We start from the raw sequence: 20,113 nt of genomic DNA, 5'->3' as shown, positions 1-20,113 counted from the left end.
TGGCCATCGAGATGGGCGCTGACGCGGTGGACATCGGCAAGACCATCCACCCGCACCCGACGCTGGGCGAGAGCATCGGCATGGCCGCCGAGGTGGCGCATGGCTCTTGTACGGATGTGCCGCCGGCGCGCCGGTAAGCCACGAGCCGTTGAATCGCGCCACGGCCCATTCCCCCAGCCCGCTGGGGGCGGGCGCCGCTACCCTCGTTGGCCGGCCGCTTCAGGCAGGTGGCTCACCTGAACGGCGCAAATCACGTCGTTCAGCGTCACTTGGTCGCCGGCGCTGTGGGTGCTGAAGCGCACTACGGCTTGGCGGTAGCGGAGGCTCAGCTCGGGGTGATGGTCGTGCGTCTCGGCCACTTCGGCCACGGCGTTGGCGAAATCCATCACCTCTCGGAAGTTGTCAAAGCCAAAGCGCCCCACGAGGGCGTTGCCCTCGACGGCCCAGCCGGGTAGCTGAGCCAGGTAAAAGGCTTGGTCCTGGGCGCTCAATGCGGGGGCGTGGGCGGTGCATCGGGCGGTGAGCAAGTTCAGGGTTTGTGTCATGGTTGTGGCAGGACGGAAACAGCCCCCATAGTGTCTGGATTTCCAAGCCGAAACGGGCCAAATGGGCTATCTTTACGGCTCATCCAGTTCCACCCCTGCGAGCCCATGACCCACGCACTTCACAAGCCCGGTGCCCCCACGCTGCTGCTGGTTGACGACTCGCCAGAAATGCTCATCCTGCTGGAGGAGTTGCTCAGTGATCGTTACAACATTCAGACGGCGTCGAGTGGATCCGAGGCGATGGAATGGCTCGGCAGCGCGGGCAGCCTGCCCGATTTGATCTTGCTCGATTGCTTGATGCCTGGCATGGATGGCTATCAGACTTGTCAGGAGATCCGCAGATCCAGCGCTTCGGGTGTGCCCGTCGTTTTTTTGTCGGCCCTCAGCTCGATTGAGGAGCGTCTCAAGGGCTACTCGGCCGGCGGCGACGATTACATTTGCAAGCCCTTCGATATGGCCGAACTGTTGGCCAAGATCGAGCGCCATATTGTGGCGGCGGCCTCCAAGCGAGAGCTCGATCAGCAACTCAATGACGCCGTCAACGCGGTCATGAGCAGTGCCGACATGGTGGGTGAGGTCGGTGTGGTGCTGGACTTTCAGCGTCAACTCAACAGCACCAACAGTTACCAGGGCATCGCCGCGCATCTGTTTGGCGCCTTCGAGCGCTACAACCTGGATGGCTGCGTCCGCATTTCCGGCCAAATGGGTCGGATCTCACAGAACACCAAGGGCAATTGCACCGCGCTGGAGGCGTCCATCCTCGATCATATTGAGGCCCAGGGAACCGAGCCTCACATCCGACCCTTTGGCAATCACACCAGTTTCAATTTCGGCAGTGTCATCCTGTTCCTGCGCGACCTGCCGATGAACCGACCGGCCGACATGCCGGCCGAACTTTCAGAACGCTGCGGACGCCAAATCGACAACGTCGCGCTGTTGGCCGAAGGGGCCACCACCAAGGTGCAGGCATTGGACAACCAGCAGGCTGTGCACAAGTTGGTGGGCCTGAACGCCGAGATCGTTGGCGCCACGCGCATGGCGCTGGCGGATATCTCCAGCCGCAACCAGGCACAGTCGATGCGGATGCAAGATTTGTTTGAGGCTTTGTCTGAGGAATTGAACAACAGCTTCATTCACCTGGGTTTGCTCCCTGAGCAGGAGGACGCGCTCGCCAGCATGGTCGGCCGATACAAAGACAAAGCCTTGGCGGCCTTGGTCAAAGGTCGCGAAACCGAGGCCAAGCTCGGCGAGGTCATTGAGCGGTTGGGGACGCTTGATCGGTAAGGGATCGCCCCTGCAGAGAAAAAGGCCAGCCCATCGGGTTGGCCTTTTTTGTTGGGCGCGGCCCGTGCGGCTCGTGCTGTAAGAGTGCAGGGCCTGCCGGATCACAGCGGATGAATCGAAACCGCGGTGACAAAAAAAGAGCCGGGCTGTGCCCGGCTCTTGTGGGGAGCGAATCCGGCTTAGAAACCGCTGACGTTCAGGCGGCCACCGGTCAGCACCTTGCCCGCCAGCGACGGGGTGGGGGTGGCGCTGTTCAGGATGCCAGCTTTGATCTGTGCGGCCGTCGCACCCGGGTTGCGGGCGGCGTACAGCGCCGCAGCGCCCGTCACGTGCGGGGTGGCCATGGAGGTGCCGTTGTAGCTGGCGTAGCCGGAAATCACTTTGCCCTTCGACGACTTGGGCACCGTCGACCAGATGCCCGAGCCCGGGGCACCAATGTCCACCGTGGTGGCGCCCCACTGCGAGAAGCTCGACAGCGCGCCGGTGCTGGTGATCGAGGCCACCGCGATGATGTTGGCGTTCGGGTAGTTCGACGGGTAGCTGGCTTGAGCGTCGTTGTCGTAGGCGCTGTTGCCAGCCGCGGCGATGAACAAGATGTTGGCGGTGTTGGCGCGACCGATCGCGTCCTGCAGCGCCTGCGAGAAACCGCCGCCGCCCCAGGAGTTGTTGGTGGCCACGATGTTCAGGTTGTGTCGGGTCTTGAGGTCGGTGATGTAGTCCACCGCCGCGATGGCGTTGGCGGTGGTGCCGCCGCGGCCGCCAAGGAACTTGGCGCTGATCATCTTGATGCCGCTCCAGCACACGCCGGCCACACCCTTGCCGTTGCCGCCCATGCCGCCGATGGTGCCGGCCACGTGCGTGCCGTGATCGTCGTTGGCGCCGCCGGAGTTGATGTTGTTGCTGCCGCCGTCGAAATCCCAACCGCTGTAGTCGTCAACCTTGCCGTTGCCGTCGTTGTCGATGCCATCCACCGGGTCGTACGGGTTGACCCAGATGTTGGCGGTCAGGTCTTCATGCTTGGCATAGATGCCTTCGTCGATCACGCCGACGATGACATTGCTGCAATCCTGCTTGTTGTTGGCCCAAGCCGTCTGAGCCTGAGAACCATAGGTGCCCGTCATGCCCCACAGGCTGCCGTTCGTGACATAGGTGTCGTTCGAGGTCGCGCTGTGGGTGTAGATCCAGTTCGGCTCTGCGAAATCCACATCCGCGTGTTGGCTCATGGCGCGCACAGCGGACGCCATCGACAGACCAACGGGCAGCGACATCACGTGCAGGTCGCCCTGGTTGTGGGCGCGAACGCCAGCGGCGCGCAGGGTGCCCTTCTTGGTTCCGCCCACGAAAGCCATGGCCGATGCCTGGGCTTCGGCGCTGGTGCCGGCCTTGAACTGAACCAGCATTTCATTGGGCACGTACTGGGCCTTGCCCCCGTTCAGAGCGGCTTCGACCAAGTCCGGACGACCGCCGGCCATTGCCGAGCCACTTGCCACCATGGCCGCCAGGGCCAGAACCGAGAATTTCATATCAACTCCATCGAAGGGGTGGACCACGGGTTCTGAGCGGGTACCGCCTGCTGCGCCGGGTGGGCGCCATGCCATGGGTCCGATTGCGGGTGCCCAGAATGATAGGCGCCTCCTCCTTTTGGAGGACTAGGGGTAAGCGCGCAAAGGTGTATCAAAGGTGGCGGCCAAGCGGTGGCAGGGCACCGAATGCAGGCCCCGGGGCGGGAAGCGGATCGGGGCTGGCTCCGTCCTCGCGCAGCTGCCTGTTTCTGTCCGCTACCCTGAGTCCATGAAACTTTTATTCATTGGCGGTGGCCGCTTCGTTGGCCATCATTTGCTCGAAGCGGCGCTGCACGCCGGGCATCAAGTCACGGTGTTCAACCGTGGTAAAAGCTGCACCGAATGGCCCGCTGGCGTGGACGTTCGAGTGGGCGACCGTCGCAGTGACCTGCGTGCACTCCGCCAGCCTCAGGACCGCTGGGACGCGGTGGTGGATTGTTGTGCCTACCTGCCCAGCGAGGTGCACAGCCTGGCCGCCGCGCTACAGGGGCGGGCGGCGCGCTACGTGTTGATTTCCAGTGTTTCCGCCTATGCGGGCTTTGCGCAGCCCAACCAAGAAGACAGCCCTTTGGGCAGCCTGCCCGACGACGACCCTGAGGTGCTGAGCGGCACGGTGAACGGCCGCACCTATGGGCCGCTGAAGGCGATGGCTGAAGCGGCCGCGCTGCAGCACTGGGCTGAGGCTGATTGCCTACGCATTCGCCCGGGGCTGGTGGTGGGCCCCCAGGACCCGACGCAGCGTTTCACCTACTGGCCGGCCCGACTGGCGCGGGCCCAGGACGGCGAGCCCGTGCTGGCGCCGGGCCGGCCAGAAGCGGCGGTGCAGTGGATCGATGCCCGCGATCTGGCCTGCTTCACGCTGCAAGCGCTTGAAGCGGGCCGTCATGGGGCCGTGAATGTGCACACCGCCCCCGACGCGATGCACCTGGGCGCCGTGCTGGCCGAGATGGCTGCCGCCCTGGGCCGCCGTCCTCGCTGGGTGTGGCGCAGCGACGCCGAGTTGCTGGCCGCCGAGCTCAAGCCCTGGAACGATTTACCGCTCTGGCTGCCCGCCGACGGCGAGTACGCCCATTTCATGCGCAATGCCAATGCGCGCGCCGTCTCGTGGGGCCTGCAGACCCGCAGCGTGGTGGAGACGGCACGCGACACCCTGGCCTGGTGGCAGGGCTTGCCGGCGGATCAGCAGGGCTTCGACAAGGCGGGCCTCAGCGCCGCGCGCGAGCGGGCGTTGCTGGGCGCTGGGGCTTGATGGAGTCGGCTGCAGGGGCCGCGCGATGGGCGGCTCGGCGGGATGCGCGTCAGCGGAGCTGGAGGCCGCGCCGGCGCAGGTAGGGGTCGAGTTGCGGCGGGGTGCCGACCATCTTCTGGAACTCGGCCATGATGTCTTTGCTCCCCCCGATCGAGAGAACATGGCGGCGCAGCGCCTCTCCTGTGGCGCGGTTCAGACCGCCGTGCTTCTCAATCCATTCAACCGTGGTCGCGTCGAGCAGTTCGCTCCACAGGTAGCTGTAGTAGCCGGCGGAGTAGCCGCCCACCATGTGGCTGAAATAGGGCGTGCGGTAGCGCGGCGTGACCAGGGTGTGTTCGGGGCCAAAGCCTTCTTGGCTGAGCACGCGGGCTTCGAAGGCCATGACCTGGTCCGGCTTGGGCACCTCCGCCGATTTCAGTTGGTGCCAACGCTGGTCGAGCACCGTGGCTGCAAGGTACTCGGTGGTGGCAAAGCCTTGGTTGAAGGTCTTGGCCCCCAGCACCTTCTGCAACAAGGCCTCGGGCATGGCTTCGCCGGTCTGGTGGTGGCGGGCATAGTGCTTGAATACCGAGGGCCAGCTCTGCCACATCTCGTTGACTTGCGACGGGTACTCGACATAGTCGCGCGGTGTGCCGGCCAGGCCCGGGTAGCGGATGTCGGACAGGATGCTGTGCAGGTTGTGGCCGAACTCGTGGAACAGGGTGTTGGCCTGATCCCAGGTCAGCAGGGTGGGCTGGCCGGGGGCCGGCTTGGGGATGTTCATGTGGTTGCCGACCACCGGCTGCTCGCCGAACAGGTGGCTTTGGCGCACGTAACCATTGGCCCAGGCGCCGCCGCCTTTGCTGGGGCGGGCATAGAAGTCGAGCAGCAGCAGCGCCCGCGTCTTGCCGTTCGGCCCGAAGACTTCCCAGGTCTGCACGTCGGGGTGGTAGGTCGGCAGGTCGTGGCGGCGCTTGAAGGTGATCCCAAAGAGCTGGGTGGCGGCATGGAAGACGCCGCGCTCCAGCACGTTTTGCAGTTCCAGATAGGGGCGCAGTTGTTCGCCGTCGTAGCCGTGCTGGACGGCACGCTGCCGCTCGCTGTAGTAGGCCCAGTCCCATGCCTGCAGGGCGAAACGGGGCTGGCCGGCGTGGTCTTGCTCGCGGTCGGCGAGTTGCTGCAGCAGGGCCTGTTCCTCGCGCGCCTTGGCAACGGCAGCCGGCGCCAGCTGGCGCAGCAGTTGGTTGACGGTTTTCACCTCTTTGGCCGTTTGGACTTCGAGCTCGAAGTCCGCATGCGTGGCATAGCCCAGCAGGGCAGCGCGCTCGGCGCGCAGCGCGGCGAAGCGGCTCACCAGGGCCGTGGTGTCGTTGGCGTCGCCGGCGCTGCCGCGCGCGATGGAGGCTTGGTGCAGGCGTTCTCGCAAGGGGCGATGCTGCAATCGTTCAAGCAGTGGCTGGCCCGTCGTGTTCTGCAAGGCGATCTTGAAGCGCCCATCGGCTTGCTTCAGGGCCTCGATTTCGGCGTCGCTCAGGTCCTTGAGTTCGGCGCGGTCGCTGACGAAGACGGCCGACGCGTTGACGCCGGCGAGCACCTTGCGGTTGAACTCGGCACCCATTTGCGCCAATTCGCCGTTGATCGCGCGCAGGCGCTGCTGTTGCTCTGCGGGCAATTGGGCACCGGCGCGGCGCAGGTTGCGGTGCATGCGCTCGAGCAGGCGCTGTTGCTCGGCATCCAGCTTGGGCTTGGATTGCAGCAGAGCGTCGAGGCGTGCGAAGTGGCGCGGGTCCAGCAGCACGCGGTCGCGGTGGGCCGCCAACTCCGGCGCAAAGCGTTGCTGAAGCGTCTGACGCGCCGGGTTGTTGTCCACTGCGCTCAGTCCGCCCAGCAAGGTTTGTGTCCGGCCCAGCAGACGGCCGGCACGCTCCAAGGCCTCGACGGTGTTGGCAAAGCTCGGCGGGGCGGGGTTGCTCAGAATTACATCCACCTCGCGCCAGTGCAGGGCCATGCCGGCGAGCAGTGCCGGGGCGAAATCGGCGTCTTGAACCTGGTCGAAGTGGGGGTAGCCCAATGGCAGCTAGGAAGGCTGGAACAGCGGGTTGTCACGGGCGCCGGCGGCGGTGAAGCCGGCAGCGAGCAGCAGGGGGAGCAGGAGTTTGCGCATGGGGCGGCATGTTGCCACCGCCAGCCGTAAACCGGGCGTCGCCCCGCGGTTTGCCCTCATTCTTGGGGCTGGACAAGATGCAGATGGCTCGCACCCCTGGGCGCTTCGTCCCGCGCAGAATCACGGCGGACACCCATCCCGAGCGCGGCGCGCACCATGACCCAACCCACTGACCCCTTTGCCCTGCATTGCATCGAGTTGCTGCAAAGTCTGGGGCCCACGCGTGCCCGGCGCATGTTTGGCGGGGTGGGTCTCTATGTGGATGAGCTCTTCATCGCCCTGATTGCGTTCGATCGCCTCTACCTCAAGGTCAGCGAGGCCCATCGGCCGGCCTTTGAGGCCGCGGGTTGCGAGCGCTTTGTCTACCCGATGAAAGATGGAACGAGCGCTAGCTTGAACTACTGGACCGCGCCCGAGCAAGCGTTGGAGTCCCCCGCGGAGATGCGCCCCTGGGCGCAACGCGCGCTGGAGGCTGCACTCGCGGCCCGCAAGACGGCTCAGCCGCGCAAGTCGAAGACGGCGGGACGCAAGGCCTCCACCACCCAGTCCTGACCCTCCCGCAAAAAGAGGGCCTGACCTGCCTCCAGCACCCGGTCCTCTGCCGGGGCGTCCAGGCTGCCCTCGCGGGTCAGCCAGAGGCGACCGCTGCGCACCGAGAGCTTCTCCGCGCGCTGCACGCGGTGGCGCCAAACCTGTCGTGGTTGGAGCATCCAAGGGGTAGATGATTGATGCGTTTCCATGTCTCTCTCCGCTTCCGCCATGTTGGCGATGGAGGCAATTCTTCTAGACAGTGACCTGAAAGGCCAATCACAATCCTGGCGCACATTGATGCGATTTGGTTATGAATAAATCGATCCGGACCCGCCCCCTGAACATTGGCCCGCTGCGCACCTTCGAGGCAGTGGCACGGCTTCTGAACTTTCGGGCCGCTGCCGAGGAGTTGCACCTGACCCAGCCGGCGGTGAGCCGCCAGATCAAGGCCTTGGAGGACGAGCTGGGGTTGCTGCTCTTTGAGCGCGGCACGCGCCATGTGGCGCTCACCGGCGCGGGCCACCAACTGCGGGCGGCGACGCTGCCCGTGCTGGCGCAGTTGGACCAGACCGTGCGGCAAATGCGCCGCGATGCCGGGCGGCAGGTCATCCACCTCACCACCTTTCCTTCGTTTGCCAGCCTCTGGCTGCTGCCGCGCCTGGAAGCCTTCCAGCGTCAGCACCCGCAACTGGACATCCGCATTTCGGCCAATGATCAGACCCAAGACCTGGAGGCCGCGGGCTTCGACCTCGGGCTGGGTTATTTCCTCCAGTCGCCCCGCCAGGGTCGGGCGGAAGCCTTGTTTGGCGAGGTGCTGACACCCGTGCACAGCCCCGCGCGCGTGCTGCGCGGCGAGCAGTTCAACCTGCCCCCGTTGCGCGAGCCCGCCGATCTGGTCGGCCACACCCTGGCCGAGGAAGACGATGACCGCCCCGCCAATGTGCATGCGAAATGGCGCAACTGGCTCAAGGCCCAGGGCCTGCCCGACCTGGAGCCGCGCCGGTGGCTGCTGTTGAACTTCACTCACCAGCAGGTGCAGGCCGCCCTCTCGGGGCAGGCGGTGGCCTTGGCGCGCCTGCCCTTGGTGCTGCCGCAACTGGCCAGCGGCGAACTGATCGAAAGCTTTGGCCCCGCACGGCGGCTGCAAACTCCGGCCCAGTACTGGCTGCGCCTGAGCGAGGGCGCGGCCCACAAGCCCGAGGTTCAGCATTTCTGTGACTGGCTGCGGGCCGAGGCCGAGGCCACGCGGGAAGCCTTGAGGGCTTGACCTGCAGACGACCAGAGGATGCGGGCTCCTAGGCGCCCGATCTGCGCCGCTTTGGTGCAGGCTTCGTAAGCTCGTGGGGCGGGGGCCGACCCTTAGCCCCAAATTGGCGCGGCTCGGGCATGCTTGGGTACAGAACGAGCAGGCACAAGGTTTGCTTTCAGCCTCTGTGCCACCAGGAGACGTATGCACGCCCTTCAACTTCCGCCGCCCCATCACTTTGACGAAATGCTGCTGGCCAGTGGCGCCATCCGGCCGCAGTACCAGGGCTTTGCCGACTGGCTGCAGGCCCAAACGCCCCAGGCGCTGGCTGCCAAGCGGGCGGAGGCCGACCTGCTGTTCCACAAGGTGGGCATCACCTTTGCCGTCTACGGAGATGAGGCCGGTGCCGAGCGCCTGATCCCCTTCGACACCGTGCCCCGCATCGTGCCGGCCGACGAATGGGCCACGCTGCAGCAGGGCCTGCGGCAGCGGGTGAATGCGCTCAACCGCTTCCTGCATGACATCTATCACGAGCACGCCATCGTCAAGGCGGGCTTGATTCCGGCCGACCAGGTGTTTGCCAACGCGCAATACCAGCCGGCCATGCAGGGCCTGGACCTGCCGCACCAGGTCTACGCGCACATCACGGGGGTGGACCTGATCCGCCACGCCGACGGCCACTACTACGTGTTGGAGGACAACCTGCGTGTGCCCAGCGGCGTGAGCTACATGCTCGAAAACCGCAAAATGATGATGCGGCTCTTCCCCGAGCTGTTCGACCAGTACGCCGTGGCGCCCGTGGCCCACTACCCCACGCTGCTGCTGAACGCGCTGCGCCAGTCGGCCACCACCGAGGACCCGACCGTGGTGGTGCTCACCCCAGGCCCGGCCAACAGCGCCTACTTTGAGCATGCCTTCCTCGCCCAGCAAATGGGGGTGGAACTGGTAGAAGGCCAAGACCTATTCGTGAAAGGCGGCTACCTCTTCATGCGCACCACGGTCGGCCCCAAGCGGGTGGACGTGATCTACCGCCGCATCGACGACGCCTTCCTCGACCCGTTGGCCTTCCGCGCCGACTCCATGCTGGGCGTGCCCGGTCTGCTTAGTGTTTACAAGCTGGGCCACGTGGTGCTGGCCAACGCCATCGGCACCGGCGTTGCGGACGACAAGTCCATCTACCCCTACGTGCCCGACATGGTGCGCTTTTACCTGGGCGAGGAGCCGATCTTGCGCAACGTGCCCACTTGGCAGTGCCGCAAGGCCGAAGACTGCGCCCATGTGCTGGCGAACCTGAAGGATCTGGTGGTGAAAGAGGTGCACGGCGCGGGTGGCTACGGCATGTTGGTGGGCCCCGCGGCCACGCAGGCGGAGATTGCGGAGTTCGCCGAGCGCGTCAAGGCCGACCCCAGCAACTACATCGCCCAACCCACGCTGGCACTGAGCAGCTGCCCCACCTTCGTGGAGAACGGCATTGCGCCGCGGCACATCGATCTGCGGCCCTTCGTGCTCACGGGGCGCGAGGTCAACATGGTGGCCGGCGGGCTGACGCGCGTGGCGCTGAAAGCGGGCTCGCTCGTCGTCAACAGCAGCCAAGGGGGGGGCACCAAGGACACCTGGATCTTGGAAGCCCCTGAGACCAAGGAGGTGAACTGATGCTGTCCCGCACCGCCTCCCAGCTCTACTGGATGAGCCGCTACATGGAGCGCGCCGAAAACCTCGTGCGCATGCTCGACGTCACGCAGTCTCTGAGCCTCATGCCCCAAAGCCGCGGCGCCGCCACCGAGCTGGCCGCGCCCCTGGCCGTCACGGGCGCCCTGCAGGCCTACCAAGCCAAACACACCAAGTTCGACGCCAAACGCCTGTTCGAGTTCATGGCGCTCGACCTCGACAACCCCGCCTCGGTCGTCTCTTGCCTGCGCGCCAGCCGCGAGAACGCGCATGCCGTGCGCGGGCAAATCACCGCCGAAATGTGGGAGGCCGTCAACGCGACTTGGCTGGAAGCCAAGGGCCTGCCCAAGCGGCTGAGCGGCAGCCCCTCCGCCTTTTTCGACTGGGTGAAGGAGCGCAGCCACCAGATGCGCGGTGCCACGGTGGGCACGCTGCAGCGCAATGACGCCTACTGTTTCATCCGCCTGGGCACCTTCATCGAGCGGGCCGACAACACGGCGCGCTTGCTGGACGTGAAGAGCCAGCTCATTGAGCCCGCCGAGGACAGCCTGCAGCCCGTGGCCGCACGCCAGGACAGCAGTGCCGAGTTCTACGCCTGGAGTGCGCTGTTGCGCTCGCTGTCTGCGTTCGAGGCCTACCACGCGGTCTACCGCGACAGCCTGGACGCCCGCCGCGTGGCCGAGCTGCTGATCTTGCGCGGCGACGTGCCGCGCAGCTTGCGCAGCTGCGCCGCGCAGGTGGCGGCCGTTCTGCCCGAGATCCAATGCCAAGCGGGCAGTCTCGATGCCGGCCGCACGCCCAAGCTCCTGGCCGGCCAGATGGCGCTGAAGCTGCAGCACGCTGACATCGACGCCATTCTGGATACCGGCCTGCATGCTTGGATCACGCACTTCCTGGACGAAAGCGCTCAGTTGTCGAGTGCCATCAGTCGCGCTTACTTTGAGGCGCATTGACGTCGCCCCCGGTCTCCCTGCGGTCGCCCCCTCCCGAGGGGGCCCCGTGTTCTCGGGGCGGCCCGGCGAACACGGATCTTGAAAGCCTTTCATGCTCCTGCACATTGCTCACGACACCACCTACCGCTATGACGCGCCGCTGCGCTTCAGCACCCAGTACCTGCGCCTGAGCCCGCGCCCCACGCCAGGTTTGGTCGTGCGCCGCTGGCAGCTGGACCTGCCCGGTGCCGCCGTGCAGGCAATGGACGCTTGGGGCAACACCCTCCATGTGCTCACGCTCGAGGGCGACCGGCGTGAAATCCATCTGCGCGCCTTCGGCGAAGTGGAAACGCCCGACGGGCCGCAGGTGCCCGAGCCCGACGGTGCGTTGCCGCCGCACGTGTTCCTGCGCGCCACGCCGCTCACCACGCCCGACGCGGCCATCCAAGCCTTTGCGGCCGCGCACGCCGCTGCCATTCGGGCCGAGCCCGAGGCGGGGTTGATGGGCTTGATCGAGGCGCTGCTCGGGCACATGCCTTACATCCAGGGCGGCACCGATGCCGCCACTTCGGCCGCCCAGGCCTTCGCCACCGGGCACGGCGTGTGCCAAGACCATGCGCAGGTGTTCATCGCTTGCGCGCGGGAGTTGGGCTTGCCGGCCCGTTACGTCAGCGGCTATCTGGCCACGGACGCCGAACACGTTGCCAGCCACGCCTGGGCCGAGGTGCGCTTGCCCGCCGGCTGGGTGGCCTTTGATGTGTCCAACCGCTGCCGGGCGGACGGACGTCACGTTCGGCTCGCTTTTGGGGCCGATTACGCGGACGCTTGCCCGGTGCGGGGCATGCGCAGTGGCGGCGGGCTGGAACAATTGGCGACTTTCGTTCGCGTGTCGGCCCAGTCCGACCAGTGATTGCGCCATGACTTATTGCGTTGCCATGCGCCTGCGCGCCGGGCTGCTGTTTGCGTCGGACACCCGCACCAATGCGGGCGTTGACCACATCGCCCAGTTCCGCAAGATGCACCTGTTCCACATCCCGCACCAGCGGGAGATCGTGCTGCTGAACGCGGGCAACCTGGCCACCACGCAGTCGGTGGTGTCGCTGCTCAAGCAGAGGCTCTCGGAAGACCCGGAGCACATGCTCAACGTGTGCAGTCTGTATGACGCTGCGGTGCTGGTGGGCAAAACCTTGAAAGAGGTGGTGGCCCGCGATGCCGACGCCGAGCACAGCCCCAGCCAGGGCGTGGACTTTGGCGCCAATTTCCTGCTGGGTGGGCAGATCAAGGGCGAGGGGCCCCGGCTCTTCCACATCTACCCGCAGGGCAACTTCATTGAAGCCACCGAGGACACGCCTTACTTCCAGATCGGTGAGAGCAAGTACGGCAAACCCATCATCGACCGGGTGGTGCACTACGACACCACCCAGCTGCCCGAAGCCGCCAAGTGCACGCTTATCAGCTTTGACTCCACCATTCGCAGCAACCTCAGCGTGGGCCTGCCCATCGACATGGTGCTGTTGCGCGCCAATCGCTTCGAAGAGCCGATGAAGGCCCATCGCGTGGGGGCCGACTCGGCCTACTTCCAACAGTTGCGCAAAGGCTGGGGCGAGGGCCTGCGCAAGGTGTTCGAGGGCTTGCCCGATGAGCCCTGGTTTGAAACCTGAATTGTTGCCCCCCGAGTGCCGGCTACGTGTGGGCGCTGGCACGCCGGGGTAAGTTGAGCGAATTGCCCCGCCCCGTGAGTGGAAGGGGCGTGCCTGGCGGTTGAAATGAACCGAGGTGCGCGGCAGACGGAGTTTTTGAGACTTCGGGTGCCACGCGCTTCATCTCTGCCGCCTGTTTGGAGTGGTGGATCTTTTTGGGGCGACACCTCGGACACCCGCTGCTGAGCTGGCCCGCCATCACCGCTGCAGATGCTGTGCGAAAAAGCGTTCCAGGCGTTGGGCAAAATCGATCTGGTTCTCGGGCTTGCGCCAGCCATGTCCCTCACGCGCATAGACCACCCAGTCGGCCGGCGCGCGGCCCGCACGTTCCAGGGCGCTGCGCAGGCGCTTGCCATGCGCCAGGGGTACACGCAAATCATCCTCGCCAAAGGCGAGCAGCAAGGGCGCCTTAATCAAAGCCGCTTGTTCCACAGGGGAGTTGGCTTTGAGCATGGCTTCGTCGGTTTTCGGGTCGCCCACCATGTCCTTGAGGCCGTAGCGACGCCCGGAGTCCGCGATGTCATCTCGAACCCACCAACTGCCTTCGACGTAAAGAAAGGGGTCGGTGACCGCCACCCAGGCCGCGCCACATCGGTACAGATCGGGGTGTTTGATCAGACCCATCAGGGTGCTGTAGCCACCGTAGCTGGCGCCCGCGATGCACGCTTTGTCGTTGGCCCAGCCTTCTTTTTGGGCCCACAGCAGGGCGTCGGCCACGTCGTCCTGCATCGCTTGCCCCCATTGCTTAAAGCCCGCCTTTAAGTGCTCCATGCCGTAGCCCTCGCTGCCTCGGAACTCCGGCTCAATGACGAGGTAACCTCGTGAGGCCAGGAACTGCCGCATGGGCTCCCAGCGCCAATGACCGATGCGGACCCAGGGTCCGCCGTGTACCAGAACAATGGCAGGCTGGGCCAGGGGTTTGCCGTCTGTACCTTTCTTTTGGCCGGTGATCCAGACGGGCAAGTCGCGTCCGTCGCGGGCGCGGATGCGCTGCAAGTCGGTTGTGGCCATGCGGCTGGGCTCGATGCCGGGCTGCACCTGGCTCAGTCGCCGCCACTTTCCATCCGCCCTGGTATGCAGCAGCAACTGGCCGGGGTCACGATCGTTGAAGCTGCGCACCAGCACCACAGCATCATCCGCCTCGCAGCGGCGGCAGCTCAGACGATTGACACGGCCTGGTAGGGCGGCATCGACCAAAGCCTGGAGGGCCTTTCGTGCCGAAGAAAACCAAATCGTTTGCTCAGCATCCGTATCAATGCGAACACCCAGGAGGCTCCCATCCCGCCCGCTGATGAAGGAACCTGCAAAGTCAAAGCCGGGTGCCTTTACCAGGGGCTCTTGACTGGGTTCGCCTTTGGAAAAATCAAAGGGCACGACGTAGGACTCGCCCACCGGGCCCATGACCTGTTCGAGGTACAGCGTGTCAGCCCCTACCCAGGCTGGGCTGGGCGGCGGGTTGAGCATCGTTCCTTCGCTGATCTGTTTCCAGCTACCGCCGCCTTGCCCGTCGGGTGTGAACCAGTGATACGCCAGCCTCCCCTTATCGCGCGTGAGCACAAGACGCGGTTCACCTTGGGGCGTAAACCACCAGCTCAGCGCGCCCCTGGGGTGGCGATAAGTGTCGAAGCTTCTTGTGGCGCCGGTACGGGTATTCAGCCAGAGTGGCTCCACGCTCAGCAACTCATTGCCCGAGCCGCTCATTTCCCCAACGATGACCTCATCAGCGCGGGCACCGCGCGGATCCTCGCTGGGCACGGGGACATGCAGTAATTTGTGGTTCCAGTGCAGCGTGCGAATACGGCTCTCGGCGCTCTGCACGAAGCTGCGTCCTTCACGCTCGATCAGGGCACGCAGCTCGCTGCCATCAAACTTGGCGGCAAAGAGGCCTGGCGCGGTGCGGTAGTCTTCGCCGCTGCCCGCTTGCAGGTCGACGACGCTGAACACGATGCGCTCGTCATCGACCCAATCGAAGCTCGGCACATCGGCGTCCGAGAAGTGTGCGGCGCGGGTGGGCGTGAGCTCGGCGGTCTGTAGGTCCAGGACGAATACGCCCACCCGGCCTGTGGGGCCGTACGGCGCGCTAAAAGCCAGCCGCTTGCCACTGGGCGAGAGGCTGGCATCCATGACGGCGGGTTTGCGAAAGAAGGTCTCGGCACTGGGTTGGGCGGCCGCCGTAGCCAATCCGCTCAAGAGGGCGAGGGGCAGGACGACGATACGGGCCTGGAGCCAAGCCAGCGGTGAGAAACGGAACATGGTGATGAAGACTCCCTGATTGATGCGCGGCGCCCGATCGATGCAGGCTGCCGCGGCATTGTGGCGGCAGTGGGTGTACTGATGCGGAGTCGCCAGTGGAGGTGCAGTGAAGACCCCAAGCCGCCAGACGGCGCATCGAGTCTCTAAGGCTGCCGGCGCCCTGACCGCCGGCGCTTGGGCGTAGGATTTCTCGGTGTATTCACTCAAAAGGAACTGTGATGAGACTCACTCGTTTCCTCCTTGTTTCTGGGGTACTCGGGGCAGGTGTGGGATTGGCCCAAGCGCAGAACTTGCCCAAGTTCGACATGAAGCCGGGAAAGTACTCCTACGTTATGGAAAGCCATAACCCGGCTGTGCCGTTCAAGATGCCGCCAATGAGCTTCACCCAATGTGTGACGGCCAAGGATATCGACGAAGGTCGCGCTTTGCGGACGCAAAAGGACGCCGGTGTGGATTGCCAGTACACCAACGCCAAGTCTGGCGGAGGGCGGTTCAGTTACACGGCCACCTGCAAGATCCCCGGGGACATGACCATGGTGGCGGATTACGACGGCAAGGTCACGGGCGGCACGATTACTTTGGATGTCAAACAGAAAATGCAAGGAGGCAGCATGCCGGACAACATGCGCAGCTCTACCATGACGATGGTGATGACCCGTCAGGGCGACTGCTGACAACCAAGGCAAGCATCTCGTCTGTCGGCCCAGTGGGCGGGGTTATTCGAAAGGGCACCCAGGGCGGGATTCGGCACGGTATTGGCCCCGGCGCTGCCGGGGACTTTGACCCTGGCCTGCGAGTCGGAGCCGGATTCCGGCAAGATGGGCGCCCACCCCAGCAGGATGACTCACCATGCTCCGACTTCTGACCGCCGCTTGGCTAGGCCTGTGCCTGGTCTTGACCCCGCTCGGCGCCCACGCGGCCCTCAAGCCCGGTGACCCGGCCCCGGATTTCACGACCGAAGCGGCGCTGGCCGGTGAGCCCTTCAAGTTCGAGCTGAAAGAAGCGCTCAAGCAAGGCCCGGTGGTGCTGTTTTTCTACCCCAAGGCCTTCACCAGTGGCTGCACCTTGGAGGCCCATCTCTTTGCCGAGGCCACGCCGCAGTTCCAAGCGTTGGACGCGCGGGTGATCGGCCTGTCGCACGACGACATCGACACCCTCAAACGCTTCAGCATCGAGGCTTGCCGAAAGCAGTTCGCCGTGGCCTCTGACCCCCAGGCCAAGGTGATCCGCGCCTACGACGCCAAGCTGATGCTGGTGCCCGACATGGCGGACCGCATCTCTTACCTCGTCACCCCCGACGGCCGCATTGCTGCCGTGCATGCAGCCATGGACCCGAGAGGTCACGTCCAGGCCATGCTGAAGGCGGTGGAGCAGTGGAAGAAAGCCAACCAGCGCTAACGGCGCTGCCGGTGTAAACCCCTGACGGGGCCCGGCCCGGCGGGAGGAATGGCGTATCGTGGGCTGCGAGGTGCAGGCCATGACGCTTAAGCTTGAAATCGACGGGGTTTGGCAAGAGGGGCGGGAGGGGGAGACGCTGCTCGCCCTGTTGCAGCGCCTTGGCATGGCGCCGCCCGCGCTGTGCCACGACCCGCGCCTGCCGCCCGCACCGCGCTGCCGGCTGTGCGAGGTGCAAGTCGCCGGGGAGCCCCACCCGCAGCCGGCCTGTGCCCTGGTGGTGCGCGAAGGGCTGTCGGTCCGAACCCAAAGCGCGGACCTCGCGGGGTACCGCCACCAGTGGCTGGAGCGCTTGGCCGGCCATGTGGAGCCGGCGGCGATGCAGCGCCACCCGGAGCGGAGTCTGCATCGCGCCCTGAGCGCCGCGCGCGTGGCCCCTCGTCTGGAGGAGGGCGGCTGTGGTCGATCGTTGGATTCGACTCACCCGCTGATCCAGGTCGACCTGGATCAATGCATCGCCTGTCAGCGCTGTGTGCGCGTCTGCAACGAGATTCAGGGCCAGGGGGTGTGGCACCAACTGGGGCGGGGGGAGGGGATTCAACTCCTCTCCGATGGCGCGACGGGCTTGGGGGACAGCCACTGCGTGAGCTGCGGGGGCTGTGTCGATGCCTGCCCCACCGCAGCGCTCACCGACACCAGCGGCCTCCAGCCCCACACGGCGGTGCGCTGGACGCGCACTGTCTGCCCTTATTGCGGCGTGGGCTGCGAGCTGGAGCTCGGTGCCGACGCTCAAGACCGCATCGTGGGCGTGCGCGCGGCCCTGGATGGGCCGGTCAACAAAGGCCATTTGTGTGTCAAAGGGCGCTTCGGCCAAGGCTACGTGGACGCGCCCAGCCGGGTGACGACCCCGATGATTCGCCGCGACGGCGCGTGGGTGCCCTGCAGTTGGGACGAAGCGCTGGCCTACGCCGCCGAGCGCTTGATGGCGCTCAAGGCGGCGCACGGGCCCCAGGCGCTGGGAGTGCTGGGCTCGGCCCGCGCCACCAATGAAGACAACTACCTGGCCCAGAAGTTTGCGCGCTTGGTGCTGGAGACCCACAACGTCGACTGTTGCGCCCGCGTGTGCCATGCGCCGACGGCGGTGGCTCTGAAGAACCTCCTGGGCACCGGAGCGGCGACCAATTCGTTCGACGACATCGAGCACAGCCGGCTCTTTCTGATCGTCGGGGCCAACCCGACCGAGAACCACCCGGTGATTGGCGCCCGCCTGAAACAGCAGCTGCTGCGCGGCCAGGCGCAGGCCATCGTGATCGACCCGCGACGCACCGAACTGGCCGAGTTGGCGACCCTGCACTTGGCACCTTGGCCGGGCACCGATGTGCCGCTGTTCAACGCGATGGCGCAGCACATCCTGGCAAGCGGCGTGCAGGACTCAGCCTTTGCCGCCGAACGCTTGGAGGGGTGGGCCCCGTTCGTCGAGGCGGTGAACGCATGGACGCCCGAACGCGCCGAGGGGGTTTGTGGCGTGCCAGCGGCCCTCATTCGCGCCGCGGCCGAGCTCTATGCGCGCACGCGGCCGGCGATGTCCATCCACGGACTGGGCCTGACCGAGCAGGTTCAGGGGGTGGATGCGGTGATGGGCTTGGTCCATCTGGCTCTGCTGTGTGGGCACATCGGCCAACCTGGCTCCGGCGTCAATCCGCTGCGCGGGCAAAACAACGTGCAGGGCTCGGCCCACATGGGTTGTGAGCCCGGCAGCTTGCCGGGTGGCCAAAGCCTGGCGCAGGGCCGCGCCACCTGCGAGGCGGTCTGGGGACAGAAGCTGCCCGAGGCGCGCGGCCTGACCTTGATGGAAATGATGGACGCAGCCGGGCAGGGCCGGTTCAAGGGGCTGCTGGTCGTGGGCTACGACATTGCCCACAGCCTGCCCGACTCCGAGCGCACCTGGGCCGCGCTGGAGAAGCTGGAACTGGTGGTGGTTCAGGACCTGGTGCTGACGCAGACGGCCGCGCGTTTCGGCCATGTGTTCTTACCGGCCTGCAGTGCCGCTGAGAAAAGTGGCAGCTTCATGAACGCCGAGCGCCGTGTGCAGCGGGTGCGGCCCGCCGTGTCGCCCCGGGGTGAGGCGCGCCCCGATTGGTGGATTCAGTGCGCGCTGGCCCAAGCCTGTGGGCACCCCCAGGGTTTTGAGTTCGAGGATGCTGCTGCGGTGTGGGACGAGGTGCGCCGCGTGTGGCCGGCGGGCGCCGGCATGAGCAATGCGCGCTTGGATGCGGCCGGGCTGCAGTGGCCGTGCCGGGACGAGCAAGATCCGGGCAGCACCCTGCTGCACCGCAGCGGGTTTTCGATCGGCCCCCGCGCCACCCTGAGAGCGCTGGAGTTCTTGGGGTCGCCGGAACGGCCGGACGACGAGTTCCCGGTGCTGCTGATCACCGGCCGCAACCTCTACCAGTTCAACGCGGGCACCATGAGCCATGCCAGCGCGGTGGAGGCGCTGCGCCCGGCGGACACCCTGGACCTGGCCCCAGAGCAGGCCGAGGCGCTGGGGTTGGCGGAGGGGCAAGCCGTGCGCGTGTGCAGCCGCCATGGGGAGGCGGTGCTGCCGCTGCGCGTCGATGCCCGCGTGGCACCGGGCATGGCGTTTGCGACGTTCCATGACCCGGAGCGGGAGGTCAACCGTCTCATCGGGCCCTGGCGCGATGCCGTGGCCCACACGCCCGCCTACAAACGAACGGCGATTCGGATTCAGCCGGCGTAGCGCTGGGCCTTGCCCAAGCCTTTGCCGAACCCTCTCTTTTTTTCTGACAAACGGTCAACCGGCTTCTGCTTTATCTGGGGGCCTGAATTCGGCACGATGCCGCCGGCCTGCGCCGCCCCTGCACGGCCTTTTTTGCACCTGACCGTTGAAAGGACTCACCATGGAAACTCGCACTGTTGCCGCCCCGGCCTGGGGCACGAGCGCTGGGCGCTCCTCGCTGATCAGCACCCACCGCGTGCTGCGCAACACCTATGCGCTGCTGTCGCTCACCTTGCTGTTCTCCGCCGCGGTGGCCGGGGCCGGCGTGCTCTTCAACTGGCCGCACCCGGGGATGTTGGTCAGTTTGATCGGAACCTTCGGCCTTCTCTTTTTGGTCCATAAGCTTCAAAACCGTGCCGCAGCCATCCCCGCTGTGTTTGCGCTGACCGGGTTTATGGGCTACACGCTCGGGCCGGTGCTGAACGCCTACCTGCAGCTGCCGGGCGGCGCGCAAACCATTGCGATGGCGCTCAGCGCCACTGGGGTGACCTTCCTGGCCATGTCCGCCTGGGCCCTGCAGTCCAAGCGGGACTTCTCTTTCCTGGGGGGCTTCCTGTTTGCGGGCATGGTGATCGCGTTGCTCGCCGGCTTGGTGGGTTTCTTTTTCGAAATCCCGGCGCTGTCCCTGGCCGTAGCCGGGGCTGTGGCCTTGCTTTCGGCGGGCTTGATCTTGTTTGAGACCAGCCGCATCGTGCACGGCGGCGAGACGAACTACGTCATGGCCACGGTGGGGCTGTTTGTATCGATCTACAACCTCTTCACCAGCCTGCTGGCGCTGTTCGGCTTCGGCGGTCAGAGCGAGTGATTG

At 65.7% G+C, this 20,113-nt stretch carries 17 protein-coding genes; 12 read left to right on the top strand and 5 right to left on the bottom strand.

Annotated elements, in window-relative coordinates:
• Window positions 1-197: 197 nt before the first annotated feature.
• The gene (locus I7X43_RS15960) at window positions 198-545 is read right to left on the bottom strand and encodes a 4a-hydroxytetrahydrobiopterin dehydratase (protein ID WP_216860168.1); all 348 of its coding nucleotides are present in this window, start codon (window positions 543-545) and stop codon (window positions 198-200) included.
• 105 nt (window positions 546-650) lie between these two features.
• Between I7X43_RS15960 and I7X43_RS15955 the strand changes: the two genes are divergently transcribed.
• The gene (locus tag I7X43_RS15955; RefSeq protein ID WP_198101950.1) at window positions 651-1,829 is read left to right on the top strand and encodes a response regulator transcription factor; all 1,179 of its coding nucleotides are present in this window, start codon (window positions 651-653) and stop codon (window positions 1,827-1,829) included.
• 179 nt (window positions 1,830-2,008) lie between these two features.
• Here the strand turns inward: I7X43_RS15955 and I7X43_RS15950 are convergent, their stop codons facing one another.
• Window positions 2,009-3,352 carry a S8 family peptidase gene (locus tag I7X43_RS15950; RefSeq protein ID WP_198101949.1) on the bottom strand — a complete coding sequence of 448 codons (1,344 nt, stop codon included), beginning with the start codon at window positions 3,350-3,352 and terminating at the stop codon, window positions 2,009-2,011.
• 268 nt (window positions 3,353-3,620) lie between these two features.
• On the opposite strand from I7X43_RS15950, the gene I7X43_RS15945 reads away from it, so the two are divergent.
• Window positions 3,621-4,640, top strand: a complete 1,020-nt coding sequence (locus tag I7X43_RS15945) for an NAD-dependent epimerase/dehydratase family protein (protein WP_198101948.1) — start codon at window positions 3,621-3,623, stop codon at window positions 4,638-4,640.
• A gap of 49 nt (window positions 4,641-4,689) precedes the next feature.
• Here I7X43_RS15945 and I7X43_RS15940 read toward each other — a convergent pair whose 3' ends face one another.
• The gene (locus I7X43_RS15940) at window positions 4,690-6,690 is read right to left on the bottom strand and encodes a M3 family metallopeptidase (RefSeq protein ID WP_246480479.1); all 2,001 of its coding nucleotides are present in this window, start codon (window positions 6,688-6,690) and stop codon (window positions 4,690-4,692) included.
• Between the two features lie 249 nt (window positions 6,691-6,939).
• Between I7X43_RS15940 and I7X43_RS15935 the strand changes: the two genes are divergently transcribed.
• Complete coding sequence (locus I7X43_RS15935) at window positions 6,940-7,335, top strand: TfoX/Sxy family protein (protein ID WP_198101947.1); 396 nt, start codon at window positions 6,940-6,942, stop codon at window positions 7,333-7,335.
• Here I7X43_RS15935 and I7X43_RS15930 read toward each other — a convergent pair.
• Window positions 7,281-7,523, bottom strand: coding sequence for a DUF2917 domain-containing protein (locus I7X43_RS15930; RefSeq protein WP_198101946.1), 243 nt, complete (start codon window positions 7,521-7,523; stop codon window positions 7,281-7,283). The genes I7X43_RS15935 and I7X43_RS15930 overlap by 55 nt on opposite strands.
• 101 nt (window positions 7,524-7,624) lie before the next feature.
• On the opposite strand from I7X43_RS15930, the gene I7X43_RS15925 reads away from it, so the two are divergent.
• From I7X43_RS15925 to I7X43_RS15905, 5 genes are all read left to right on the top strand, one after another.
• A complete protein-coding gene (locus tag I7X43_RS15925; protein WP_198101945.1) occupies window positions 7,625-8,581 on the top strand; it encodes a LysR family transcriptional regulator in 957 nt (318 codons plus the stop codon).
• Between the two features lie 183 nt (window positions 8,582-8,764).
• Entirely contained in the window at window positions 8,765-10,213 is a 1,449-nt protein-coding gene (locus I7X43_RS15920; protein WP_246480477.1) for a circularly permuted type 2 ATP-grasp protein, read from the top strand.
• Complete coding sequence (locus I7X43_RS15915; RefSeq protein WP_198101944.1) at window positions 10,213-11,181, top strand: alpha-E domain-containing protein; 969 nt, start codon at window positions 10,213-10,215, stop codon at window positions 11,179-11,181. The genes I7X43_RS15920 and I7X43_RS15915 overlap by 1 nt, the downstream gene beginning before the upstream one ends.
• A 91-nt stretch (window positions 11,182-11,272) precedes the next feature.
• Complete coding sequence (locus I7X43_RS15910; protein WP_198101943.1) at window positions 11,273-12,070, top strand: transglutaminase family protein; 798 nt, start codon at window positions 11,273-11,275, stop codon at window positions 12,068-12,070.
• A 7-nt stretch (window positions 12,071-12,077) separates the two neighbouring features.
• Window positions 12,078-12,821 (top strand): proteasome-type protease, encoded by a 744-nt coding sequence (locus I7X43_RS15905; protein WP_198101942.1) that lies wholly within the window; start codon window positions 12,078-12,080, stop codon window positions 12,819-12,821.
• 237 nt (window positions 12,822-13,058) lie between these two features.
• On the opposite strand, the gene I7X43_RS15900 is transcribed toward I7X43_RS15905, so the two are convergent.
• Complete coding sequence (locus I7X43_RS15900) at window positions 13,059-15,113, bottom strand: alpha/beta hydrolase family protein (RefSeq protein WP_198101941.1); 2,055 nt, start codon at window positions 15,111-15,113, stop codon at window positions 13,059-13,061.
• Between the two features lie 218 nt (window positions 15,114-15,331).
• Between I7X43_RS15900 and I7X43_RS15895 the strand changes: the two genes are divergently transcribed.
• From I7X43_RS15895 to I7X43_RS15880, 4 genes are all read left to right on the top strand, one after another.
• Entirely contained in the window at window positions 15,332-15,787 is a 456-nt protein-coding gene (locus tag I7X43_RS15895) for a DUF3617 domain-containing protein (protein WP_198101940.1), read from the top strand.
• Between the two features lie 175 nt (window positions 15,788-15,962).
• Complete coding sequence (locus I7X43_RS15890) at window positions 15,963-16,511, top strand: peroxiredoxin (RefSeq protein WP_198101939.1); 549 nt, start codon at window positions 15,963-15,965, stop codon at window positions 16,509-16,511.
• A 79-nt stretch (window positions 16,512-16,590) separates the two neighbouring features.
• A complete protein-coding gene (fdhF, locus tag I7X43_RS15885; RefSeq protein WP_198101938.1) occupies window positions 16,591-19,266 on the top strand; it encodes a formate dehydrogenase subunit alpha in 2,676 nt (891 codons plus the stop codon).
• Window positions 19,267-19,426: 160 nt separating this feature from the next.
• Window positions 19,427-20,110, top strand: coding sequence for a Bax inhibitor-1/YccA family protein (locus tag I7X43_RS15880; RefSeq protein WP_198101937.1), 684 nt, complete (start codon window positions 19,427-19,429; stop codon window positions 20,108-20,110).
• Window positions 20,111-20,113: the final 3 nt, after the last annotated feature.

It is taken from the genome of Inhella gelatinilytica (assembly GCF_016093295.1).
Lineage (GTDB): Bacteria > Pseudomonadota > Gammaproteobacteria > Burkholderiales > Burkholderiaceae_C > Inhella > Inhella gelatinilytica.
The sequence above is the reverse complement of the archived record's forward strand: the minus strand, read 5'-3'. Positions and strand labels throughout refer to the sequence as shown.

Excerpts from the sequence above, each read along its gene's own strand:
- I7X43_RS15960 (WP_216860168.1), bottom strand. The coding sequence starts at position 545 with ATGACACAAACCCTGAACTTGCTCACCGCCCGATGCACCGCCCACGCC.
- I7X43_RS15955 (WP_198101950.1), top strand. The coding sequence starts at position 651 with ATGACCCACGCACTTCACAAGCCCGGTGCCCCCACGCTGCTGCTGGTT.
- I7X43_RS15950 (WP_198101949.1), bottom strand. The coding sequence starts at position 3,352 with ATGAAATTCTCGGTTCTGGCCCTGGCGGCCATGGTGGCAAGTGGCTCG.
- I7X43_RS15945 (WP_198101948.1), top strand. The coding sequence starts at position 3,621 with ATGAAACTTTTATTCATTGGCGGTGGCCGCTTCGTTGGCCATCATTTG.
- I7X43_RS15935 (WP_198101947.1), top strand. The coding sequence starts at position 6,940 with ATGACCCAACCCACTGACCCCTTTGCCCTGCATTGCATCGAGTTGCTG.
- I7X43_RS15930 (WP_198101946.1), bottom strand. The coding sequence starts at position 7,523 with ATGGAAACGCATCAATCATCTACCCCTTGGATGCTCCAACCACGACAG.
- I7X43_RS15925 (WP_198101945.1), top strand. The coding sequence starts at position 7,625 with ATGAATAAATCGATCCGGACCCGCCCCCTGAACATTGGCCCGCTGCGC.
- I7X43_RS15920 (WP_246480477.1), top strand. The coding sequence starts at position 8,765 with ATGCACGCCCTTCAACTTCCGCCGCCCCATCACTTTGACGAAATGCTG.
- I7X43_RS15915 (WP_198101944.1), top strand. The coding sequence starts at position 10,213 with ATGCTGTCCCGCACCGCCTCCCAGCTCTACTGGATGAGCCGCTACATG.
- I7X43_RS15910 (WP_198101943.1), top strand. The coding sequence starts at position 11,273 with ATGCTCCTGCACATTGCTCACGACACCACCTACCGCTATGACGCGCCG.
- I7X43_RS15905 (WP_198101942.1), top strand. The coding sequence starts at position 12,078 with ATGACTTATTGCGTTGCCATGCGCCTGCGCGCCGGGCTGCTGTTTGCG.
- I7X43_RS15900 (WP_198101941.1), bottom strand. The coding sequence starts at position 15,113 with ATGTTCCGTTTCTCACCGCTGGCTTGGCTCCAGGCCCGTATCGTCGTC.
- I7X43_RS15895 (WP_198101940.1), top strand. The coding sequence starts at position 15,332 with ATGAGACTCACTCGTTTCCTCCTTGTTTCTGGGGTACTCGGGGCAGGT.
- I7X43_RS15890 (WP_198101939.1), top strand. The coding sequence starts at position 15,963 with ATGCTCCGACTTCTGACCGCCGCTTGGCTAGGCCTGTGCCTGGTCTTG.
- fdhF (WP_198101938.1), top strand. The coding sequence starts at position 16,591 with ATGACGCTTAAGCTTGAAATCGACGGGGTTTGGCAAGAGGGGCGGGAG.
- I7X43_RS15880 (WP_198101937.1), top strand. The coding sequence starts at position 19,427 with ATGGAAACTCGCACTGTTGCCGCCCCGGCCTGGGGCACGAGCGCTGGG.